This is a genomic window from Bradyrhizobium prioriisuperbiae (assembly GCF_032397745.1).
Classification (GTDB): Bacteria; Pseudomonadota; Alphaproteobacteria; order Rhizobiales; family Xanthobacteraceae; genus Bradyrhizobium_A; species Bradyrhizobium_A prioriisuperbiae.
The window spans coordinates 2,199,059-2,218,460 of the sequence record NZ_CP135921.1; the positions used below are offsets into that span (position 1 = coordinate 2,199,059).

19 protein-coding genes and 1 tRNA gene are annotated in these 19,402 nt (G+C 63.4%); 11 read left to right on the forward strand and 9 right to left on the reverse strand.

Going from position 1 to position 19,402, the window contains the following annotated elements:
* Nucleotides 1-27: 27 nt before the first annotated feature.
* The 3 genes from RS897_RS10295 to dnaK form a co-directional block, all read right to left on the reverse strand.
* Entirely contained in the window at nucleotides 28-630 is a 603-nt protein-coding gene (locus RS897_RS10295; protein ID WP_315836456.1) for a class I SAM-dependent methyltransferase, read from the reverse strand.
* Between the two features lie 91 nt (nucleotides 631-721).
* Nucleotides 722-1,861, reverse strand: coding sequence for a molecular chaperone DnaJ (dnaJ, locus tag RS897_RS10300; RefSeq protein ID WP_315836457.1), 1,140 nt, complete (start codon nucleotides 1,859-1,861; stop codon nucleotides 722-724).
* 57 nt (nucleotides 1,862-1,918) lie between these two features.
* The gene (dnaK, locus tag RS897_RS10305) at nucleotides 1,919-3,820 is read right to left on the reverse strand and encodes a molecular chaperone DnaK (RefSeq protein WP_315836458.1); all 1,902 of its coding nucleotides are present in this window, start codon (nucleotides 3,818-3,820) and stop codon (nucleotides 1,919-1,921) included.
* A gap of 504 nt (nucleotides 3,821-4,324) precedes the next feature.
* Here dnaK and RS897_RS10310 point away from each other — a divergent pair.
* Nucleotides 4,325-5,299 (forward strand): hypothetical protein, encoded by a 975-nt coding sequence (locus tag RS897_RS10310; protein ID WP_315836459.1) that lies wholly within the window; start codon nucleotides 4,325-4,327, stop codon nucleotides 5,297-5,299.
* A 92-nt stretch (nucleotides 5,300-5,391) separates the two neighbouring features.
* Nucleotides 5,392-6,102, forward strand: a complete 711-nt coding sequence (pncA, locus tag RS897_RS10315; RefSeq protein WP_315836460.1) for a bifunctional nicotinamidase/pyrazinamidase — start codon at nucleotides 5,392-5,394, stop codon at nucleotides 6,100-6,102.
* A gap of 101 nt (nucleotides 6,103-6,203) precedes the next feature.
* Here pncA and grpE read toward each other — a convergent pair whose 3' ends face one another.
* Both grpE and hrcA read right to left on the reverse strand, forming a co-directional pair.
* Nucleotides 6,204-6,815, reverse strand: a complete 612-nt coding sequence (grpE, locus tag RS897_RS10320) for a nucleotide exchange factor GrpE (RefSeq protein WP_315836461.1) — start codon at nucleotides 6,813-6,815, stop codon at nucleotides 6,204-6,206.
* Between the two features lie 146 nt (nucleotides 6,816-6,961).
* Complete coding sequence (gene hrcA / locus RS897_RS10325) at nucleotides 6,962-8,053, reverse strand: heat-inducible transcriptional repressor HrcA (RefSeq protein WP_315836462.1); 1,092 nt, start codon at nucleotides 8,051-8,053, stop codon at nucleotides 6,962-6,964.
* Nucleotides 8,054-8,226: 173 nt separating this feature from the next.
* Between hrcA and rph the strand changes: the two genes are divergently transcribed.
* The 4 genes from rph (at nucleotide 8,227) to RS897_RS10345 (ending at nucleotide 11,181) form a co-directional block, all read left to right on the forward strand.
* Nucleotides 8,227-8,940, forward strand: a complete 714-nt coding sequence (gene rph / locus RS897_RS10330) for a ribonuclease PH (RefSeq protein WP_315836463.1) — start codon at nucleotides 8,227-8,229, stop codon at nucleotides 8,938-8,940.
* 80 nt (nucleotides 8,941-9,020) lie between these two features.
* Nucleotides 9,021-9,668, forward strand: coding sequence for an RdgB/HAM1 family non-canonical purine NTP pyrophosphatase (gene rdgB, locus RS897_RS10335; RefSeq protein ID WP_315836464.1), 648 nt, complete (start codon nucleotides 9,021-9,023; stop codon nucleotides 9,666-9,668).
* A complete protein-coding gene (gene hemW, locus RS897_RS10340) occupies nucleotides 9,661-10,821 on the forward strand; it encodes a radical SAM family heme chaperone HemW (protein ID WP_315836465.1) in 1,161 nt (386 codons plus the stop codon). The genes rdgB and hemW overlap by 8 nt, the downstream gene beginning before the upstream one ends.
* Nucleotides 10,822-10,830: 9 nt before the next feature.
* Nucleotides 10,831-11,181 carry a hypothetical protein gene (locus tag RS897_RS10345; RefSeq protein WP_315836466.1) on the forward strand — a complete coding sequence of 117 codons (351 nt, stop codon included), beginning with the start codon at nucleotides 10,831-10,833 and terminating at the stop codon, nucleotides 11,179-11,181.
* Between the two features lie 40 nt (nucleotides 11,182-11,221).
* On the opposite strand, the gene RS897_RS10350 is transcribed toward RS897_RS10345, so the two are convergent.
* On the reverse strand, nucleotides 11,222-12,442 hold the full coding sequence (locus RS897_RS10350; protein WP_315836467.1) for a penicillin-binding protein activator: 1,221 nt from the start codon (nucleotides 12,440-12,442) through the stop codon (nucleotides 11,222-11,224).
* 265 nt (nucleotides 12,443-12,707) lie between these two features.
* Here RS897_RS10350 and rsmI point away from each other — a divergent pair, with 265 nt between their 5' ends.
* The 4 genes from rsmI to RS897_RS10370 all read left to right on the forward strand — a co-directional run bounded on the left by rsmI (nucleotide 12,708) and on the right by RS897_RS10370 (nucleotide 16,032).
* On the forward strand, nucleotides 12,708-13,655 hold the full coding sequence (gene rsmI, locus RS897_RS10355) for a 16S rRNA (cytidine(1402)-2'-O)-methyltransferase (RefSeq protein ID WP_315836468.1): 948 nt from the start codon (nucleotides 12,708-12,710) through the stop codon (nucleotides 13,653-13,655).
* Nucleotides 13,642-14,052, forward strand: a complete 411-nt coding sequence (locus tag RS897_RS10360; protein ID WP_315836469.1) for a YraN family protein — start codon at nucleotides 13,642-13,644, stop codon at nucleotides 14,050-14,052. The genes rsmI and RS897_RS10360 overlap by 14 nt, the downstream gene beginning before the upstream one ends.
* Before the next feature lie 51 nt (nucleotides 14,053-14,103).
* Nucleotides 14,104-15,045 carry a glutathione synthase gene (gene gshB / locus RS897_RS10365; RefSeq protein WP_315836470.1) on the forward strand — a complete coding sequence of 314 codons (942 nt, stop codon included), beginning with the start codon at nucleotides 14,104-14,106 and terminating at the stop codon, nucleotides 15,043-15,045.
* Between the two features lie 150 nt (nucleotides 15,046-15,195).
* On the forward strand, nucleotides 15,196-16,032 hold the full coding sequence (locus RS897_RS10370; RefSeq protein ID WP_315836471.1) for a PAS domain-containing protein: 837 nt from the start codon (nucleotides 15,196-15,198) through the stop codon (nucleotides 16,030-16,032).
* A gap of 84 nt (nucleotides 16,033-16,116) precedes the next feature.
* Here the strand turns inward: RS897_RS10370 and RS897_RS10375 are convergent, their stop codons facing one another.
* The 3 genes from RS897_RS10375 to RS897_RS10385 form a co-directional block, all read right to left on the reverse strand.
* Nucleotides 16,117-16,299 (reverse strand): hypothetical protein, encoded by a 183-nt coding sequence (locus tag RS897_RS10375; RefSeq protein ID WP_315836472.1) that lies wholly within the window; start codon nucleotides 16,297-16,299, stop codon nucleotides 16,117-16,119.
* Between the two features lie 127 nt (nucleotides 16,300-16,426).
* Nucleotides 16,427-16,503: transfer RNA gene (locus RS897_RS10380), tRNA-Ser, on the reverse strand.
* Nucleotides 16,504-16,846: 343 nt separating this feature from the next.
* Entirely contained in the window at nucleotides 16,847-17,422 is a 576-nt protein-coding gene (locus RS897_RS10385; protein WP_315836473.1) for a hypothetical protein, read from the reverse strand.
* 338 nt (nucleotides 17,423-17,760) lie between these two features.
* On the opposite strand from RS897_RS10385, the gene RS897_RS10390 reads away from it, so the two are divergent.
* Nucleotides 17,761-19,299, forward strand: a complete 1,539-nt coding sequence (locus tag RS897_RS10390; protein WP_315836474.1) for a YifB family Mg chelatase-like AAA ATPase — start codon at nucleotides 17,761-17,763, stop codon at nucleotides 19,297-19,299.
* Nucleotides 19,300-19,402 lie beyond the last annotated feature (103 nt).

The window sequence follows — 19,402 nt, forward strand, 5'->3', positions numbered from 1 at the left end:
ATGAACCTGCGCGACAGCGCGGGGGTATCAGCCCTTGCGATACACCCAGACGCGCGCCGGCGGAAGGTTCATCCAGATCCGTTCCGACGCTTGGGTGTGGACACCCGACAGCGATCTGGGAATCGGCGGCGCCACCGAATAGGTGAACTGGATGAAGGGCGCACCGGGTGCCAGCGCCACAAAGGCGTCGCGGATCAGCTTCAGGCGGGTTCGCATCGGCTTGGTGACCAGCGGCAGGCCCGAAACCACCGCCGACGCCGGCTGGCCCATGACCTCCCAGAGCGTATCGCGCAACGCATAGGCATCGCCCTGCACCACGGTCGCCTGGGGATAGCGCTCGCGCAGCAGCGCGCAGAAGCCAGGATTGTATTCGACCAGGACCAGACGCTTCTGGTCGATGCCGCGGGCGATCAGCGCATTGGTAATGGCGCCGGTGCCGGGCCCGAGTTCGACGACCGGTGCATCGGAATGCGGATCGACATACCGCGCCATGGTCCGCGCCAGGACTTTGCCCGACGGCATCACCGCACCCATGTGCAGCGGCTTCTCGATCCATGAGCGCAGAAAGCGCACCTCATCATCAAGACGAAGCGGCTTTTTCAGAACACGCACAGACGATTGCGAAGGCATATCGGGACCGGCAAAGCTGAAAGCGGGGCGGGACGTCAGATTTTCGTCATAAATGGGTATCGCTGCCCGCCGCCATGGTCAAGTTTTAGGCTCAGGCCGTGCCGGCGCGCGGGCCAAAGAAGTCCTTGACCTTGGTGAAGAAACCTGCGGCCTCCGGCTGGGTTTCCCCGGACGACAGCTTTTCGAACTCCGCGAGCAATTCTTTCTGCTTCTTGGTCAGATTCTGCGGCGTTTCGACCACAACCTGCACATACATGTCTCCGGTCTGGCGCGACCGAAGCACCGGCATGCCCTTTGATGCAATGCGGAATCGCCGTCCGGACTGGGTTCCTGACGGGACTTTGACCTTGGTCTTGCCCTTGTCGATGGTCGGGACCTCGAATTCACCGCCCAAAGCCGCCGTGATCATCGAAATCGGCACGCGGCAGTGCAAGTCTGCCCCGTCGCGCTGGAATAGCTCGTGCGACCCCAGCGACAGGAAAATATAGAGATCGCCCGCGGGCCCACCACGCACGCCGGCCTCACCCTCACCCGCAAGACGGATGCGCGTGCCGTCTTCGACGCCGGCGGGAATGTTGACGGACAGTGTACGGTCCCGCGTGACACGGCCGGAGCCGGAGCAGGAGGAACAGGGATCCTTGATCACCTGGCCGCGGCCCTGGCAGCCCGGACAGGTGCGCTCCAGCGTGAAGAAGCCCTGGGCCTGGCGAACGCGGCCGGCGCCGCCGCACATCGCGCAGTTTTCCGGCCGGGTACCGGTCTTCGCGCCGGTGCCCGAGCAGGATTCGCAGGTCACCGACACCGGAATATGGATTTCGGCTGTCTTGCCGAGGAAGGCTTCCTCGAGCGAGATTTCCATGTTGTAGCGCAGGTCCGCGCCGCGCTCGCGGCCACCACTGCTGCGTCCGCGCTGTCCGGCCATGCCGAACAGGTCTTCGAAAATATCGGAGAACGACGAGGCGAAGCCCGCACCGAAACCGGCGCCACCACCGCCAGCCATGCCCTGCTCGAACGCGGCATGGCCAAAGCGGTCATAGGCGGCCCGCTTCTGGCCGTCCTTCAGGACCTCATAGGCCTCGTTGATTTCCTTGAAGCGCACTTCGCTGGACTGGTCGCCCGGATTTTTGTCGGGGTGCCATTTCATCGCCAGCTTGCGAAAGGCGGTCTTCAGACCGGGCTCGTCGACGGAACGTTCGACTTCCAAGGTCTCGTAATAACAGCGTTTCGTCATCGAGTTACTTGCTCGCAAAAACCTCCCCCGCGAGGGGGAGGTGATTGATCATGAGGATTACGCTGACTTCTTGCCGTTCTTATCGTCGTCGACCTCGGTAAATTCCGCGTCAACAACATCGTCCTTGGCGGCGTCCTTCTTGGCGTCGGCCTCGGCTTGCTGCGTATACATCGCCTCGCCGAGCTTCATCGACGCCTGGGCCAGCGTATTGGTCTTGGCCTTGATGGCTTCGGCGTCGTCGCCCTTCAGCGCTTCCTTCAGATCGCCAACGGCGTCCTCGATCGCCCGACGCTCGGTCTCGGCGACCTTCGACCCGTGCTCGGCCAGTGCCTTCTCGGTGGAATGCACCAGCGCGTCGGCATGGTTCTTGGCGTCGACCGCCTCGCGGCGCTTCTTGTCCTCGGCCGCATTGGCCTCGGCATCCTTGACCATCTTCTCGATGTCGCCCTCGGACAGACCGCCCGAAGCCTGGATGCGGATCTGCTGCTCCTTGTTCGTCGCCTTGTCCTTGGCGGACACATTGACGATGCCGTTGGCGTCGATGTCGAAGGTGACCTCGATCTGCGGCATGCCGCGCGGCGACGGCGGAATGCCCATCAGATCGAATTGACCCAGCATCTTGTTGTCGGCCGCCATTTCGCGTTCGCCCTGGAACACGCGGATGGTAACCGCATTCTGGTTGTCTTCCGCGGTCGAGAACACCTGGCTCTTCTTGGTCGGGATCGTGGTGTTGCGCTCGATGATGCGGGTGAACACGCCACCCAGCGTCTCGATGCCGAGCGACAGCGGCGTCACGTCGAGCAGCAGCACGTCCTTGACGTCGCCCTGCAGCACGCCGGCCTGGATGGCCGCGCCGATGGCGACGACTTCATCCGGGTTGACGCCCTTGTGCGGCTCCTTGCCGAAGAACTGCTTCACGACTTCCTGGATCTTCGGCATGCGGGTCATGCCGCCGACCAGCACCACTTCGCTGATTTCAGCGGCGGACAGGCCGGCATCCTTCAGCGCCTTGCGGCACGGCTCGATGGTCTTCTCGACCAGATCGCTCACCAGCGCCTCGAACTTGGCGCGGGTCAGCTTCATGGTCAGATGCTTCGGACCGGACTGGTCCGCGGTGATGAAGGGCAGATTGATCTCGGTCTGCGTGGTCGACGACAATTCGATCTTGGCTTTTTCAGCCGCCTCTTTCAGGCGCTGCAGCGCAAGCTTGTCGTTGCGCAGGTTGATGCCCTGCTCCTTCTGGAATTCGTCGGCCAGATAGCTGACCAGGCGCATGTCGAAGTCTTCACCGCCGAGGAAGGTATCGCCGTTGGTGGACTTCACTTCGAACACGCCGTCGCCGATCTCGAGCACCGACACGTCGAAGGTGCCGCCGCCGAGGTCGTACACCGCGATGGTGCCGGTCTTCGCCTTGTCGAGGCCATAGGCGAGCGCGGCCGCGGTCGGCTCGTTGATGATGCGCAACACTTCGAGGCCGGCGATCTTGCCGGCGTCTTTGGTGGCCTGGCGCTGGGCGTCGTTGAAGTAGGCGGGAACGGTGATGACGGCCTGATCGACCTTGGCGCCGAGATGCGCTTCCGCGGTCTCCTTCATCTTCTGCAGAATGAAGGCCGAGACCTGCGAGGGCGAATAGGTCTTGCTGTCGGCTTCGACCCAGGCGTCTCCGTTGCCGGCCTTGACGATCTTGTAGGGAACGAGGCCCTTGTCCTTCTCGACCATCGGATCGTCGTAGCGGCGGCCGATGAGGCGCTTCACTGCGAAGAATGTCCGCTCGGGGTTGGTCACCGCCTGGCGCTTGGCCGGCTGGCCCACCAGTCGCTCGCCGTCATCGGTGAAGGCGACAATGGACGGCGTCGTCCGCATGCCTTCCGCGTTCTCGATGACCTTCGGCGTTTTGCCATCCATCACGGCAACGCACGAATTCGTGGTGCCGAGGTCGATACCAATGACCTTTCCCATGGTTCTCACATCCTTGTTTTGCGGCGGGTTGGCTGGGCCCTGACGGCACCCCGGCCGAACCCCCTATTCATCAATTCTCCGCGACATGCGGCGCTCCGCCTCATATAGGAGGGGGGGTGCTGCCTGCAAGGACCGAAACGGGGTCTCGCCCCTAAAAGCAGAGGGTCTTCAAGCTCCGACGGACGGCACCTCCCACGATGGGGCAGGTTTCCGGCCTGTTCCGCGGCGTTTGCAAATGGCCTTGCAAATAGCGCACTGACCGACTGCGGGCCGGCACGACCCAAGGCTCACGACCCAAGGCTTAAGCAAGGCTTAAGGGGGAGGCTCACGATGGAGGCTCGCGACGGATCACATTGCGCGACCGACCGGCCACTCGACTGTCGGCGGGAACGGAATGGAGATAAGGGAGATGGGATATTGAGAAACAATGGTGCGGCCGCCGCGGCCTTCGGTCTCATCACAGGCACCATGGAACGGCCTTATTACAATCACATGAGACCTGCCATGAGACAGCTCCGCTCCCTCGCCCTTGCTCTCACTTTCGTTCTCTCCAGTGTTCTCTCGGGCCTTGCTGTCGGCCTTGCCACAAGCCCCGCTTTCGCCGCCGATCCGATCTTCCCGAAGGGCGCCCGGGTCGGCCTGGTTCCGATCGAGGGGTTGGCCGCAGCGACCGCATTCCCCGGCTTCGAGGCCACCGACAAGCGCGTCAAGGTGGTGGTTACCGAGTTGCCGAAGGAAGCGTTTACGTCGGTCGAGACTGCCTTCAAGACCGATCAATCCGCCCCCAACCGGCCGAAGCTCGAACCGTTCGAGCTCGCGTCCGGCAACAAGGCCTACCTCACGCGCGAAACCGCGGTCGATGAGGGCACCAATGTCCGGCGGTTCTCGCTGCTGGTGTCCGGCACCACATTCTCCGGCTATGTCGCCGCGCAAGTTCCCGACAACGCCAACTCGGCCTACTCGGACGAAGCCGTGCGCAAGATGCTGGCCAGCACCACGCTGCGCACCGACGTGCCGGCCGCCGAGCAGATGGACCGGCTGCCGTTCAAGCTGACCGAACTCAGCGCATTCAAGACCATGCGCACGCTTCCCATGGCCACCACCGTGCTGCTGACCGACGCGACCGACGAGGACAATCTCGACACCGCGCCCTACATGCTGATCGGCCTGATGGGAAATGGACCGGCGACGCCCGAGGACCGGGGACGCTTCGCCCAGCAGATCGCGGCCTCCCTGCCTGGCCTGCGCGATGCGCGCATCACGTCGTCCGAGCCGATGCGGATCGACGGCACGGCCGGCTACGAGACCCGCATCGAAGCCGTCACCGGCAAGGACAATACACCGATCACCGTGGTGCAATGGCTGCGGTTCGGCGGATCGAACACCACGCTGCGGATCGTCGCCGGCGCCAAGCGCGACGCATGGCAGCCGGCGTTTACGCGTTTCCGTGCCGTGCGCGACGGCATCGCACCGCGGTAGTCGCCCCAACCGTTCGGCAGGACCAAGATTAGGTCTTGTGCTTCAATCACCGGCTGTCGATGATCATCCCGTCATTGGGCGGAGGCTGTACGATGGTCGACAGACGACAATTCCTCGGCGGACTGGGTGGGGTGGCGGCGATGGTCAGCGTTTCTGCAAAGGCCGCCGACAAGGTCAAAGTCGATGCCGCATCGGTCCTGATTGTGGTGGACGTGCAGAACTGCTTTCTGCCGGGCGGCAGCCTCGCGGTGAAAAACGGCGATCAGGTGATCCCGATCATCAACCGGCTGGCCAAGGGCTTCGCCAATGTGGTGATGACCCAGGACTGGCATACACCCGAGCATATCTCATTCGCTTCCAGCCATCCCGGCAAGAAACCGTTCGAAGTGGTCGAGCTCGAGTACGGCAAGCAGGTGCTGTGGCCGGACCACTGCGTGCAGGGCACCGACGGCGCGGCGCTGTCGAAGGACCTCGCGATTCCGCAGGCCCAGCTCGTGATCCGCAAGGGTTTCCACAAGGAGGTCGACAGTTATTCGGCCTTCATGGAAGCCGACGGCAAGACCACCACGGGACTGAGCAGCTACCTCAAGGCCCGCAAGATGAAGAAAGTTTTTGTCACCGGGCTGGCGACGGATTTCTGCGTGGCCTGGACCGCGCTCGACGCCCGCAAGGCCGGCTTCGAAACCTACATCGTGGAAGACGCCTGCCGCGGCATCGACACCAAAGGCTCGCTCGCCAAGGCCTGGCACGACACCAACAAGGCCGGCGTGAAGCGGATCCAGTCGGGCGACATTGCCGTGTGAACCACAAACAACATCAAACAAAAAAGGCGCCGCGTGATGCGGCGCCTTTTTTCTTTCAACCTTGCTCTCACAACAACGCAACGTGTCCCGACAACAAGACCTCAGGTCGTAAAATCCGTCGTCGGCGCCGGCTTCGGGCCACCCTTGGCCACGCCGACCAGGGCGGGACGCAGGATGCGCTCGCCGATCTTGTAGCCGGACTGCACCACCTGCACGACGGTGCCCGACGGCACCGACGCATCCGGCACCTCGAACATGGCTTGCTGGAAGTTCGGGTCGAACTTCTCGCCCGACGGATCGAACTTCTTCACGCCGTTCTTTTCCAGCGTCGAGTGCAGCGAGCGCTCGGTCAGTTCGACGCCCTCGATCAGGGCCTTCAGGCCAGGATCGGCGGCCTCGCGCGCTTCCGCGGACACCGCATCCAGCGCGCGCTGCAGGTTGTCGGCGATGTCGAGCACATCACGCGCAAACGAAGTGATGCCGTAGGCGCGGGCGTCGGCGACTTCCCTGGCGGTGCGGCGGCGCAGGTTTTCCATCTCTGCCAGCGTGCGCAGCACCTTGTCCTTGGCTTCCGCGACCTCGCGGGTCAGTGCCTCGACCGATCCTTCTTCCGGATCGTCCGGCATGACATACGGCTTTGAGACAACAGGCTCAGCGGCCGCGTTGTCCTTGGTCGGATCGTCGGGATTTTGATGCCCGTTGGCTTCGGTCATTACTCCGCCTTCTAACTAAATGTCTCGTTCAAAACTCAAGCCCGCATATCAGGGCTCCGGAGCTGAAAATCAAGCTCCAGATCGCCTGGAACCGGCGGTCCAACCGCCTTTCCGGCTCTAAATAGGGTGGCAAAGTCCTTTGAAAATCACTTGCCGAGCATCTGGCTGACGATACGCGCGGCATAATCGACCATCGGGATCACCCGGGCATAGTTCAGCCGGGTCGGGCCGATCACCCCGAGGACGCCGACAATGTGGCCGGCGCCGTCTCGATAGGGTGCGATGATGGTCGAGGACCCCGACAGGGAAAACAGCTTGTTTTCCGAACCGATAAAAATGCGCATGCCGTCGGCGCGTTCCGCCCGTCCCAAGAGATCGATGACCCCGCGCTTGGTTTCGAGATCGTCGAACAACAGCCGCACTCGCTCCAGGTCTTCCAGTGCGTGCAGGTCTTCCAGCAGATTGGCATGGCCGCGCACGATCAGCTGCCGCTCGTCATTGGCGCCGCCCGACCAGCTTGCGATCCCCGCCGCCACGATCTTCTGGGTCAATTGGTCGAGCTCGCTGCGGCTCTGCGCCAGCGCGCTTTCGAGCTCGACGCGGGCTTCCGCGAGCGTGCGGCCGCGAATTCGCGCATTGAGGAAATTCGACGCTTCCGTCAGCGCCGAGGCCGGCACGCCCGGCGCCAGCGCCAGCACGCGGTTCTCGACCTGGCCGTCTTCGGCGACCAGCACCACCAGCGCCTGTTCCGGCTCCAACCGCACGAATTCGATGTGCTTGAGCCGGACATTGGATTTCGCCGTGAGCACCACGGCGGCGGTGCGGGTCAGGCCGGACAGCCGGGTCAGCGCCTCGCTCAGCGCAGCTTCAACGGTTTGCGCCTTGTTGACGGTGGCGAGCTGGGCCTCGATCGACTGCCGCTCCGGCTCGCTGAGATCGCCGACCTGCATCAGCGCATCGACAAAAAAACGCAGCCCGAGTTCGGTCGGCAACCGGCCCGCGGAGGTGTGCGGGGCATAGATCAGCCCGAGCTGCTCGAGATCCGACATCACGTTGCGGACCGAGGCTGGCGACAGCGGCAGCGTGATCAGGCGGGAAATATTGCGCGACCCCACCGGCTCGCCGGTCGCCAGATAATTCTCGACAATCTGGCGAAAAATGTCGCGCGAACGCTCATTGAGCTGCGCCAGCCCCGAATTGGGTGTGATCAGGTGACCGATCGGATCGTGGTGGGCCACGGCATGCTCCTTTGCGGCAACCCCATTTGTTCATATTCCGGGGCCTTTTCAAGCCTTTGAATGTGGCGGGGAATACGGCGGGCGCCTCAGCCCGTTTCAGCCCTTGCCGCTGCGGTCCTGCCCCCCTAAAAGCACCGCGAGATCATCATTTCCCTGCTTCTGGAGGACTTCCCATGCGGCCGAGCCGCCGTGCGCCCGATGAACTGCGCCCCGTGTCGCTGGAACGCGGCGTGGTCAAATACGCCGAAGGATCCTGCATGGTGAAATTCGGCGACACCCACGTGCTGGTGACGGCCACGCTGGAAGAACGTCTTCCCCCCTGGCTGAAGGGCCAGGGCCGCGGCTGGGTCACCGCCGAGTACGGCATGCTACCCCGCGCCACGCTGGAACGCACCCGGCGCGAGGCCTCCGCCGGCAAGCAAGGCGGCCGCACCGTCGAGATCCAGCGCCTGATTGGCCGTTCGCTGCGCGCCATCGTCGATCTCGAAGCACTCGGCGAGCGCCAGATCACAGTGGATTGCGATGTGATCCAGGCCGATGGCGGCACCCGCACTGCTTCGATCACCGGCGCCTGGGTGGCGCTGGCGGATTGTCTCAACTGGATGAAGAGCCGCAACATGATCCGCGGCGAGGTGCTGCGCGACAATGTCGCCGCGGTGTCATGCGGAATCTACAACGGCACGCCGGTGCTCGATCTCGATTACGCCGAGGACTCGGAAGCCGACACCGACGCCAATTTCGTCATGACCGGCGACGGCCGCATTGTCGAGGTGCAAGGCACCGCCGAGAAGACGCCGTTCACCCAGGACGAACTGCTGAAATTGCTGGCGCTGGCGCAAAAGGGCGTGACCCGGCTGGTCGACCTGCAGAAAATGGCTGTGGCGTAACCCGCCACGTCGTCTTCCGATTTTTGCTGCACCCTAGACCGAGGGTCTCTCGGACCCTCGGATCATGATAGGATTCGCTGATGAATCGCCGAATCACCGGACGCCTCGTGATCGCGACCCACAATCCCGGCAAGCTCGCCGAGATGCGCGAGCTGTTGGCGCCGCACGGCGTTGAGGCGGTGTCCGCCGGCGAGCTCGGCTTGCCGGAACCGGAAGAGACCGGAACCACGTTTCGTGCCAATGCGGCGATCAAGGCGATCGCGGCGGCGCAAGCAACCAAGCTCCCGGCATTCGCTGACGATTCCGGGCTTGCGGTCGATGCGCTTGACGGCGCGCCCGGCATCTATTCGGCGCGCTGGGCCGGCGCGAGCAAGGATTTCAACGCCGCCATGGCGCAGGTGGAACGGCTGCTGCAGGAACGCGGTGCGACCACTCCGGACAAGCGTGGTGCGCATTTCGTGTCCGCGCTGTGCGTGGCCTGGCCCGACGGTCATCTTGAAGAAGTCGAGGCGCGGGTGGACGGCACGCTGGTGTGGCCACCGCGCGGCACGGCGGGCTTCGGGTACGATCCGTCTTTTCTGCCCAATGGTTACGATCGCACCTTCGGCGAGATGACCAGCATCGAGAAGCACGGTCTGCCGCCGCATGGCCTCGGGCTGTCGCACCGCGCCCGCGCCTTCGTGAAGTTGCAGGAGCTGTGTCTTTCGCAGGAGAAGTCTGTTGGCTGAATCAGGCACACCAGCGGCTTTCGGCGTTTATGTGCATTGGCCGTTCTGCCTGTCGAAATGCCCGTACTGCGATTTCAACAGCCATGTGCGCCATGCACCGGTCGATGAGGAGCGCTACGTGCGCGCCTTCACCCGTGAGATCGAAACCACGGCGTCCCGCACACCGGGACGCACCGTCTCCTCGATCTTCCTTGGCGGCGGCACGCCGTCGCTGATGAAGCCGGAAACCGTCGGTGCCGTGCTCGATGCCATCGGCAAAAATTGGGCGGTCGCGCCCGACGTGGAAGTCACGCTGGAAGCCAATCCGACCAGCGTGGAAGCAACGCGTTTCCGCGGTTATCGCGCCGCCGGCGTCAACCGCGTGTCCCTCGGCGTGCAGGCGCTCGACGACGCCTCGCTGAAGGCGCTGGGCCGGTTGCACACCGCGCAGGAGGCGCTCGACGCGGTCAAGATCGCGCGCGGCGCATTCGATCGTTATTCGTTCGACCTGATCTATGCACGCCCCGACCAGACGCCGCAGATGTGGACGGCCGAGCTGAAGCAGGCGATCTCGGAAGCCGCCGAACATCTCTCGCTGTATCAATTGACCATCGAACCGGACACGCCATTCTTCGGCCTGCACGCCGCCGGCAAACTCAAGACGCCGGACGAAGCCGTCGCGCGCGCGCTCTATGATGTGACGCAGGACATCTGCGCCCAGCATGGCCTGCCGTCCTACGAGATTTCCAATCACGCGCGGCCCGGCGCCGAGTGCAAGCATAACCTGGTGTACTGGCGCGGCGACGAGTATGCCGGCGTCGGCCCCGGCGCCCACGGCCGCCTCGACATTGACGGCCGGCGCCACGCCATCGTCACCGAGAAGCGCCCCGAGGCCTGGCTGATGCGGGTCGAAGCCAGCGGCGACGGTATTTCAGCCGACGACCTGCTCAACAGCGAGGAGCGCGCCGACGAATTCCTGCTGATGGGTCTGCGGCTGGTGGAAGGCATCGATCCGCAGCGCTACGCCGCATTGGCCGGCCGCACCCTCGATCCCGCCCGCATCGCCCTGCTGCGCGAAGAAGGCGCCATCACGGTGGACACCAGCGGCCGCCTGCGCGTGACGCAGGAGGGTTTTCCGTTGCTGGATGCGGTGGTGGCGGATCTGGCGGCGTAAAATCCCTCGATGGATCGAACAGCCTATAAGTACAATCTGGAGTACAGAGCGACTGTCCGAATCAGGCTGGCTTCACTCGCAAAGAGCTTCATCGATGGCCGGCTTGGGGTAATCGAAGCTGCGCGTGAACTTGGTCGCCTTGGCGACGGATTTGAGCCAGAGATCAACGCGGTGCTTATCGCTTTTGTTGCCATCAACTCTGAAACTGACTCATTGCCCGTTGGCAAAGAACGTGCCCTTTGGAACAAAGACGCGCTAGCTCAGCATGATCACGACATTGTCGTTGCTGAAAAGCGTTGGCGAGACGAAGCAATAGCTGCAGCAACACAGCTCGTGAAATTGCTCGAGCAGAGCGCTTAGTTTCCGGATTTCGCGAATAAGCGCGCCGATTTTTTCGAACTCAAGTCGCAAAACTCTTCGGCGAGCCGGCCACCGCCTGGCCGCCGCCTGACGCGACCTTCATCACGGCGAGGCCGCGTTCGTTGGTGCCGTCATTGCGAAACCGAAACAGGCCGTCGATGCCGGCGAAGCCCGACGAGTTCAGCAGCACGTCGGACGAAAAGCGCTGGCCGCCTTGTGTGCGCGCCAGCGCCGCGACCAAGGCCACCGCGTCATAGGCCAGTGTCGCGGTGCGTACCGGCTGCTGGCCGTATTTGTTGCTGTAACGGCCGGCAAACGAGCGGAAGCCCGATGGATCCGGCGCGGCATAGAGCCCGCCTTGCAATGAGGCGCTGTTGAACACCCGCGGGCTGTCCCACAGGCCGGTGCCGAGCAGTTGCACGCGCTTCAGATTGGCGCCGCTGGTCACCAGCGAATCGGCGGCCGCGGCCAGTGAATCGCCGTCATCGGCCATGAACAAGGCATCGGCGCTGCCGAGCGCCTGCGCCACATTGCGCGCCGGACCGGTGCGATCGGCGCCGTATTTCTCAAAGGCAACGATGCGGCCGCCGCGACGGCCGACCGCCTGCTTGAACGCGGCCTCCACCACACCGCCATAGGCATTGTCCGGCAACAGCGCCGCGAACGATCGCTTTCCGGTGCCGGCGGCATAATCGATGATGCGGTTGACGTCGGACTCCGGCAGGAAGCTGAGCAGATAAACGCCGCGGCCCGCCACACTCGAATCGGTCGAGAATGCGATGACAGGCACGTTCTTCGCGCGGGTCAGCTGCGCCGCCGGGGGCACCGACTGCGCGAACAGCGGCCCGAGAATGATTTCGGCGCCTTCGTCGAGAGCCTGTTGCGCCCCTTGCTGCGCGCCTTGCGGCGTGCCGGCGTCGTCCTTGACCAGGAGCTGGATGTTCGGGTTCTGGAATTCGGCCAGCGCCATCTCGGCCGCATTCTTCATCGACTGCGCGGCAACGCCGGCATTGCCCTGTCCCGACAGCGGCAGGATCAGACCCACCTTGACCTGCCCGCTGCCCACCGATGACGGTTGCTGCGGCGGACCGGACGGACCGGGCGGCGGCGAATCCTGCCAAGGCAAATTCGACGTGATCGAGTTCCAGCCCGACTGCATGCTGGAGCAGCCGGCGACCAGCGGGCCCGCGAGCAGCAAACCAAGCGCCGACCGCCGGGAGGAACCCGGGCGTGGCGTCAACGGATCGTGCGGGGCAGCCATCGCGTCTCTTTCATAACCCTCGCCAGGTCACCAAGTCGGGAGACGCGAGGTCGCCCCTGCTCTGGAAGGGGATTGGGGCATATTGTCGTCCATTCGTTAAGCAACGCAAAAGGATTTTAACGACTGAGGACCAAGGAGTTACGCCATAATCGCATAGCTTTTAGGCAGGAAAACTGTCTCTGAGGCAAGACACTGCCTCTGAGGTGGAACGCAGCCTCTCGCAAACCGCTCTCCCCTTTTCCGGCACATACACTAGATTGCCCCCATGCGCGCCCGTCCCCATTCCACACCCGCCCCGTCCGATCCATCCGATGCCGAGGCGCGGACCTTCACGCTTTGGGGGCAGGTCCTGACCGCCCCGAAAGCCGCCGCCGGGCTGCATCTGGTGGCGACCCCGATCGGCAATCTCGGCGACATCACCCTGCGGGCGCTGGAAACCCTCGCCGGCGTCGACATCGTCGCCTGCGAAGATACCCGCGTCACCCGCAAGCTGATGGATCGTTTCTGCATCAAGGCGACGCTGAAACCCTATCACGAGCACAATGCGGCCCTCGCCCGGCCGGTGATCCTGCAGCATTTGGCGCAGGGCACATCGATCGCGCTGGTGTCGGATGCCGGCACGCCGCTGATTTCCGATCCCGGCTTCAAGCTGGTGCGCGAGGTCAGCGCCGCCGGCCACCCGGTGATCACACTGCCGGGGCCCTCGTCGGTTTTAGCAGCGCTGACGGTGTCGGCGCTGCCGACCGACCGGTTTTTCTTCGAAGGGTTTCTGCCGTCCAGGGAAGGGGCGCGCCGCACCCGGATCGGCGAACTGGCGCGGCTGGAAGCAACCCTGGTGCTGTTCGAATCCGGCAACCGCGTGCAGGACAGCCTGCGCGACCTCGCCGAGATCCTCGGTGCCCGGGATGCTGCGATCTGCCGGGAAATGACCAAGCTGCATGAAGAGGTGCGGCGCGGATCGCTCCCTGATCTTGCAGCCGGGGCCGATGCGCTGGAAACCCGCGGCGAATTCGTGCTGGTGATCGGGCCGCCGGCCGCGGCCGCCCGCGTGATGCCCGAGAGCGAGCTCGACGAGTTGCTGCGCACGCGGCTGCGGCAGGACAGCGTCAAGGATGCGGTGGCCCATGCACTCGAGGTTTCCGGCCGGCCGCGGCGCGAGATCTATGCCCGGGCGCTCGAATTGGCCAGAGAGCGGGACGATGGCGAAACCTGACGACATGACCTCGACCTCGAACGCGAAAGAGCCCTCGCCCGAACGCGTCATCGCATTCCAGACCGGCATCTCCGCAGAGAGCCGCGCCGCGGCCTACCTGCTGGCAAAAGGTTATCGCATCCTCGCCCGCCGCTTCCGCACCCGTTATGGCGAAATCGACATCGTCGCCCGCCATCGCAACCTGCTCGCCTTTGTCGAGGTCAAGGCCCGCGCCACACTGGATGACGCCGCCTACGCCATCACGCCGCAGCAGCGCCAGCGCATCATCGCAGCCGCAGAGGCTTGGCTGATGAACCATCCTGAACACGCCAATTTCGATTGCCGTTTCGATGCCATCCTGATTGCGCCGAAGTCGCTGCCGCGCCACCTGACCGCGGCGTTCGACGCAAGCACCTGAACCGTCTAAAAGACACCCCAACTCGATCGATCATCGCACCCGGACATACCCATGAAGCTGAATATCGCCGTCCAGATGGACCCCATCGCGCGCATCAATATCCGCGGCGATTCAACCTTCGCCATGCTGCTGGAAGCGCAGAAGCGCGGCCACACCATCTCCTATTACACACCGGACAAGCTCTCCCTGCGTGGCCAGGAGGTGGTCGCGCCGGTGCAGCCACTGACTGTGCGCGATGAAGAAGGCAATCATTTCACCCTCGGCGAGGCCAAGCGCACCAACCTCGAAAGCTTCGACGCGATCCTGCTGCGGCAGGACCCGCCGTTCGATCTCGCCTACATCACCACCACCCATCTGCTGGAACGGATTCATCCCAAGACGCTGGTGGTGAACGACCCGGCCAGCGTGCGCAACGCGCCGGAAAAAGTGTTCGTGATGGAATTTTCCGACCTGATGCCGCCGACGCTGATCTCGCGCGACGTCGACGAGATCAATGCGTTCCGCGCCGAACATGGCGACGTGGTGATGAAGCCGCTCTACGGCCACGGCGGCTCAGCGGTGTTTCGTGTCGTGCAAAAGGACATGAACTTCGGCTCGCTGCACGATATGTTCTCGACCATTTTCCGCGAACCCTGGGTGATCCAGCGCTTCCTCCCCGAGGTGAAGAGCGGCGACAAGCGCATCATGCTGGTCGACGGCGCGTTCGCCGGCGCGGTCAACCGTGTGCCGGCCGAGAACGACCTGCGTTCAAATATGGTGCGTGGCGGCGCGGCGAAGGCCACCGATCTGAGCCCCAGGGAACGCGAGATCTGCGAACGGCTCGGACCATCGCTGCGGGCGCGCGGACTGCTGCTGGTCGGCATCGACGTGATCGACGGTCACCTGACCGAAATCAACGTGACGTCGCCGACCGGCATTCGCGCCATCGCCCGGCTCGGCGGACCGGATGTCGCCGCCATGGTCTGGGATGCCATCGAACAGAAACGCACCTGACCGACCGGCACGCAGGCGCCTTAATGAATTGCTGACGACCTTGTGGCATTCAAATCGATGGGGTGAGGGACCGGGTCACTACGTACGTCGCGCAAGCGCACGTTCGGGTGTCCGATGCTCCCGGGGGTGCGAGTCGGGGTCGAGCTGCCAATGGCCATTGAGGTTTTCACCGGGACGTCGATTCCGCGTGATCTGTCGACCGCCGACATGGAATACCTGTGGGCCAAGTGGCGGACCCTCAACGCGACCAATGACCTGACGCTGCAACGGCTGATCGACGACACCGACCGTCCCTTGCGTGACCGCAGCATCGCCCTGATCCCTGTCGGCGATGATTTTGCCTATATCTATGTCGGCGAAGCGATGCTGGATTTCGTCAAGCGCGGTGCATCCGACACGCTGCTGATGCGCGGCGACAGCGTCGTGTCCAAGGACCTCGCCGAGGTCTATCGCCGGGTGATCCGCGAGATGAGCCCGGTCTTCATCCGCTTCACCGGCCGCCGCTCCGCACCCGGCACGCTCTGGCATCAGGTGGTCTTCCCGCTCCCGGTGGCCGGCGATCAGGTGATGCTGGTGAGCTATTCGGAGCTCGTCAGCCATCAGCTCGAAATCTATGAGCATCTGTTCCGCACCGCCCCCGACGCCATCGCGGTCGCCTCGCCCATCAGCAACGACGCGGGACATGTCACCGACGGCTGGGTGATGATGATGAACGATCGCGCCCGCGAGCTGTTGCGCTACACGGGACCGATCGGAAACCTGCGCCTGAGTTCGCTGCCGCAGTTCACCGGAATCGACCTGTGGGGCCGGATCTACGCGCCGCGCTCGGCCGTCACCTCGACGCTTTTGACCGCGCCGGACTTCACCATCGAGATCCTGCGCTTTCCCCATGTGTTCGGCCTGCGCCTGACGCCGAAACTGCCCGCCATCTTTGACGATGAGGTGACGCTGGCCTCGCAGCCGTTTGATGCGGAGCCGGTGCTGTAGACACCCAAATTAGGCCGTGCGTCGAGTTTTCGATCGGATGTTCCGGCCGCGTCTCACTGCTCGCGCGCGACAGCCGGCTCCGCGCTAGGTCGCAGGCCGACTACGCACCGGAACAATCTCCTTAAGGCGGTCAAGGATGAGGTTGCGGCATATGGTGGCGCGCTTCTTGCCGTACAGACCATACGGAATCAATTGTTTTTCTATGATTTCAATGGCTTCATTGGGAAGCGAAATTGAAAATTGGGGAGATTCGCCTTCTTGGTTCATGGGACGCAGCTACAATGTAATTGCAATGGAAAGACATTGTTATACAATAAAGCTGTAAAAGCGAATCGACATCGGTGGTGTGGATGCGCTTAAATAAAAAGCCCCTCGCAAGAGGGGCCTTTATTGATGGCGCGAGCGACCAGATTCGAACTGGTAACCGGGAACTTAGTAGGGACCTGCTCTATCCAGTTGAGCTACGCCCGCCACCACCAGAACGCCTCAGTGTTGCAAGCACTGGGGCGTTTTCTTTGCTCGACTCACCGAATCTGATGCGCCGGACATTGCTGAACGGTAAGACGAGTCCGTTCCAGCGGTCAAGGAATAGAGTCGGTTCCTAAATCAAGTACTAAATGTGGTGGAAGATTGGGAAAGGGCGGGTGGCCGATTCAACTCTCATTCACCGTAAGTATCAGTGAGTCCTCAGGGATTCGAAGCTAGAAAAGTTTCCGACAGCGGGTTTTTCTCACGCTCGCCTGCCTCATCACGGCGGAATATTTTGCTATTGGACCTCCATATTTGCGGGCAACCATCCTGAGAGGAGTTCGCGTTACCTCCGACGAACATAGAATTCCTGAACAGGCACGCCTCGGCTGAGTTGTTGAGATAAGCTCACCTGCCTGCGTAGAAGCTTCCGCTTCTCCAGGATGAACTCAGCGGCAAGGTCACCTTCCTCGCAAATCTCCAATCCCTCACCTAGCCCTTCGTGTTTCTCGAAATAGGCGAGCGCAGCCTCAGGGCTTGTTTCACCCGGCACCGACCAATCGTCTTTTTCTGGAGGGGAGAACTTCGGGGTGAGTCTCCTCAAGTCGTACCAGTGAACTTCCTTAGCCTCCGTACCAATGAGAGGCTGCTTCGTGAGGAGTTCTATCGCCCCCTCATAATCCAACCTCGCTTTCGTGAGCTGATCGATGGTTTCTGCGGTGTCATCCACGGTGCCAGTCACTTCAGCCCTTCCCGTTCGCATCTTGCCCGCTTCCAGCATCTCAAGTTGCCGCATGATCATCTCCCGCTTCGCCAGATAACTCATTGCCGTTTCCATCAAGACCGTCACAGGACCCGGAATATCGCGTGCGCCAGCTTCCCATCTGCGTACGGTGCGCCCACCATCAACAAGACCAAGCATGCGAGCGAGCCCATCCGCGCTGAACCCCAAGACGGCCCGAGCAGCCTTCAAATCATCGGGTGTTCGCACGAGTTTTGGGGGGATCGCCACTTACAACTCTCGCCATGTCGGGCATTGCGCCTAACCAGTATAGGCTAAATAATCCTATATCAAGTAGGTCCAATGGACCTAGCTTATCGCCATTGATGAGTGAGTTGCTGCGGATGTACAAATGGAGCCTTGCGGGCCGAGTTCGGAGAACTGGTAAGGAGCATATCATACGCCCGGCCATTTGTTCTTCTAATGTTCTTGCGTCCCTGCCCCCCTTCCGCTAGCCTTTTGCCCGGCACGGGGGCGGCATGGTCCAGCGGGTTTCCACGGTGGCGTTCGAGGGCATCGAGGCTCGCGCCGTCGACGTCCAGGTCCAGATCATCCCCGGATTGCCCAACTTCCTGATCGTGGGCCTGCCCGACAAGGCGGTGTCGGAAGCCCGCGAGCGGGTGCGGGCGGCGCTGGTCGCCTCCGGCCTCGCGCTGCCGGCCCGCCGCATCGTGGTCAATCTCGCGCCGGCCGACCTGCCGAAGGAAGGCAGCCATTATGATCTGCCGATCGCGCTGGGCCTGATGGCTGCGATCGGCGCATTGCCGTCCGACGCGCTTGCGGGCTTTACCGTGCTCGGCGAACTCGGCCTCGATGGCTCGATTGCGCCCGTTGCCGGCGTGCTGCCGGCCGCCATGGGCGCCAATGGCCGCGATGAGGGCCTGATCTGCCCCGCGGCCTGCGGACCGGAAGCGGCCTGGGCAAGCCCCGACATGGAGATCATCGCGGCAAGCTCCCTGATCCAGCTCGCCAACCACTTCAAAGGCACGCAAGTGCTGTCGCGACCGCAGGCCGCTATCCGCACTGAGGCCCCCAACCTGCTGGATCTGCGCGACATCAAGGGACAGGAGAGCGCCAAGCGCGCGCTGGAGATCGCGGCCGCCGGCGGCCATCACCTGCTGATGATCGGCGCGCCCGGCGCCGGCAAGTCGATGCTGGCGGCACGGCTGCCGTCGATCCTGCCGCCGCTGTCGCCGCAGGAATTGCTCGACGTCTCGATGATCGCCTCGGTGGCCGGCGAGATCAGGGACGGCGCGCTGACATCGCGGCGCCCGTTCCGCGCGCCGCATCATTCCGCCAGCATGGCCGCGCTGACCGGCGGCGGCATCCGCGCCAGGCCCGGCGAGGTATCGCTCGCCCACAACGGCGTGCTGTTTCTGGACGAACTGCCCGAGTTCGAGCCGCGGGTGCTGGATTCGCTGCGGCAGCCGCTGGAGAACGGCGAGGTCGCGGTATCGCGGGTCAATCATCGCGTCACGTATCCCGCCCGCTTCATGATGGTGGCGGCAATGAATCCCTGCCGCTGCGGCGAAGCGTTCGCGCCGGGCTTTTCCTGCAAGCGCGGCCGCATCGACCGCTGCACGTCGGATTATCAAAGCCGCATTTCCGGCCCGCTGATGGATCGCATCGACCTGCGCATCGAAGTGCCCGCCGTCACCGCCGCCGACCTGATCCTGCCGCCGCCGGCGGAAGGCTCCGCCGAGGTCGCGGCCCGCGTGGCGGCGGCGCGCGCCATCCAGGCGCAGCGCTACGCCGCCGCCGGCTTGCCCAGCGTCCGCACCAATGCGGAAGCGCCCGCCGCCGTGCTGGAGGAGATCGCGAAGCCCGATGCCCAGGGGCTCGCACTATTGCGCGACGCCGCCGACCGCATGCGCCTGTCGGCGCGTGGTTATCACCGCGTGCTGCGGGTCGCACGCACGCTGGCCGATCTCGACGGCGTGGCCAGTGTCGGAAAACTGCATCTGGCAGAGGCGCTGTCGTATCGCGCGCTGGCGGATGGTGTGCGCAGCGCGGCGTAATGCAATGGCGTCGAAGGCTCCAAGGAACATCCCCTCTTCGCACAACCTCCTGATGAGCTTTGAACCCAGCACTATTTCAAACGACATACCCCATATTGCTCAT

Bases quoted from the DNA above. Each gene is read 5' to 3' on its own strand.
- RS897_RS10360 (WP_315836469.1), top strand. From the start codon at position 13,642: ATGGCGAAACCTGACGACATGACCTCGACCTCGAACGCGAAAGAGCCC.
- rph (WP_315836463.1), top strand. From the start codon at position 8,227: ATGCGGCCGAGCCGCCGTGCGCCCGATGAACTGCGCCCCGTGTCGCTG.
- dnaK (WP_315836458.1), bottom strand. From the start codon at position 3,820: ATGGGAAAGGTCATTGGTATCGACCTCGGCACCACGAATTCGTGCGTT.
- grpE (WP_315836461.1), bottom strand. From the start codon at position 6,815: ATGACCGAAGCCAACGGGCATCAAAATCCCGACGATCCGACCAAGGAC.
- pncA (WP_315836460.1), top strand. From the start codon at position 5,392: ATGGTCGACAGACGACAATTCCTCGGCGGACTGGGTGGGGTGGCGGCG.
- rdgB (WP_315836464.1), top strand. From the start codon at position 9,021: ATGAATCGCCGAATCACCGGACGCCTCGTGATCGCGACCCACAATCCC.
- RS897_RS10295 (WP_315836456.1), bottom strand. From the start codon at position 630: ATGCCTTCGCAATCGTCTGTGCGTGTTCTGAAAAAGCCGCTTCGTCTT.
- RS897_RS10345 (WP_315836466.1), top strand. From the start codon at position 10,831: ATGGATCGAACAGCCTATAAGTACAATCTGGAGTACAGAGCGACTGTC.
- RS897_RS10310 (WP_315836459.1), top strand. From the start codon at position 4,325: ATGAGACAGCTCCGCTCCCTCGCCCTTGCTCTCACTTTCGTTCTCTCC.
- RS897_RS10370 (WP_315836471.1), top strand. From the start codon at position 15,196: ATGGCCATTGAGGTTTTCACCGGGACGTCGATTCCGCGTGATCTGTCG.
- RS897_RS10375 (WP_315836472.1), bottom strand. From the start codon at position 16,299: ATGAACCAAGAAGGCGAATCTCCCCAATTTTCAATTTCGCTTCCCAAT.
- RS897_RS10390 (WP_315836474.1), top strand. From the start codon at position 17,761: ATGGTCCAGCGGGTTTCCACGGTGGCGTTCGAGGGCATCGAGGCTCGC.
- RS897_RS10350 (WP_315836467.1), bottom strand. From the start codon at position 12,442: ATGGCTGCCCCGCACGATCCGTTGACGCCACGCCCGGGTTCCTCCCGG.
- dnaJ (WP_315836457.1), bottom strand. From the start codon at position 1,861: ATGACGAAACGCTGTTATTACGAGACCTTGGAAGTCGAACGTTCCGTC.
- gshB (WP_315836470.1), top strand. From the start codon at position 14,104: ATGAAGCTGAATATCGCCGTCCAGATGGACCCCATCGCGCGCATCAAT.
- RS897_RS10385 (WP_315836473.1), bottom strand. From the start codon at position 17,422: ATGCTTGGTCTTGTTGATGGTGGGCGCACCGTACGCAGATGGGAAGCT.
- rsmI (WP_315836468.1), top strand. From the start codon at position 12,708: ATGCGCGCCCGTCCCCATTCCACACCCGCCCCGTCCGATCCATCCGAT.